This is a genomic window from Mesorhizobium sp. WSM4840, assembly GCF_055811755.1.
Map to the genome: position 1 here is coordinate 1 of NZ_JBVVQD010000100.1, position 1,126 is coordinate 1,126.

1 protein-coding gene is annotated in these 1,126 nt (G+C 61.8%); it reads right to left on the reverse strand.

Going from position 1 to position 1,126, the window contains the following annotated elements; genetic code table 11:
• Positions 1 to 1,122: an IS630 family transposase gene (locus AC0L3I_RS36855; RefSeq protein ID WP_473530222.1), complete on the reverse strand. Its 1,122-nt coding sequence runs from the start codon at positions 1,120 to 1,122 to the stop codon at positions 1 to 3.
• Positions 1,123 to 1,126 lie beyond the last annotated feature (4 nt).

The following is a 1,126-nucleotide window of genomic DNA, read 5'->3' on the forward strand; positions in this document are numbered from 1 at the left end:
CTAGTGTCCTGATTCCGAAGTTCTGACGATTTTAGCCTGTTGGTCGCCGGTTTTGAGGGTTGCGAGGCAGAAGCGTTCGATGGAGGCGAGAATGTCGGTAGCAGACTTTGTCCATCTGAAGGGCTTCGGATCGGCGTTGACAGCATTGATGTAGGTTTCGATGGCGGCTTCAAGTTCTCCGGTTGAGCGGTGAACGCCGCGCCTGATCTGCTTGTCGGTGAGGTCGGCGAAGAAGCGCTCGACCTGATTGATCCAGGACGCGCTGGTGGGTGTTAGATGGACGTGCCAGCGGGGTCGCTTGGCGAACCAGTTGCGGATGGGTTGCGTCTTGTGCGTGGCGTAGTTGTCCATGACCAAATGGATGTCGAGATCCTCAGGAACCGCCGCTTCGATCTCGTCGAGGAAGCGGCGGAACTCCGTAGAGCGGTGGCGCGGATAGCATTTGCCGATGATGCGTCCGGTGGCGATATCGAGCGCTGCGAACAGCGACGTCACGCCGTGGCGCTTGTAATCATGGCTGCGCCGCTCGATCTGGCCGGGCCGCATCGGCAGCACCGGTTGGGTGCGATCGAGCGCCTGGATTTGGCTCTTCTCGTCCACGCACAGGACCAGCGCGTGTTCGGGCGGTGCCATGTAGAGGCCGACGATGTCGCGCACCTTCTCGACAAACAAAGGATCGCTCGACAACTTGAAGCTTTCTGCGCGGTGCGGCTGAAGGCCGAAGGCTTTCCATATCCGATGGATCGTCGATGGCGCATGGTCGACCGCGCGCGCCATCGAGCGCAGACTCCAATGCGTGGCTTCGCGCGGTGTCGCCTCCAGCGTCAGGCGGATCGTCTCGGCAATCGCATCATCGCCGATCTCTCGTGGCCGACCCGGCCGCGGCTCATCGTAGAGGCCATCCAGCCGATCTTGGGCAAAGCGGCGTCGCCACTTGCCGACCGTGTTCTCAACCGCCCCGACGCGCTGCGCGATCACTTTGTTCTCAAGCCTCGCGGCCGCCAACAACACGATCTCTGCCCGCTGTGCCAGACCTTGCGCCGTTCGCCGCCGGCGCGACAGACCTTCAAGCTCCTTGCGTTCCTCGGCGCTCAAGTCGATGGTTGCAGCAACTCGTCCCATGCAT

What these genes read in the sequence shown, in the direction of transcription:
- AC0L3I_RS36855 (WP_473530222.1), bottom strand. Translation starts at nt 1,122, where the DNA reads ATGGGACGAGTTGCTGCAACCATCGACTTGAGCGCCGAGGAACGCAAG.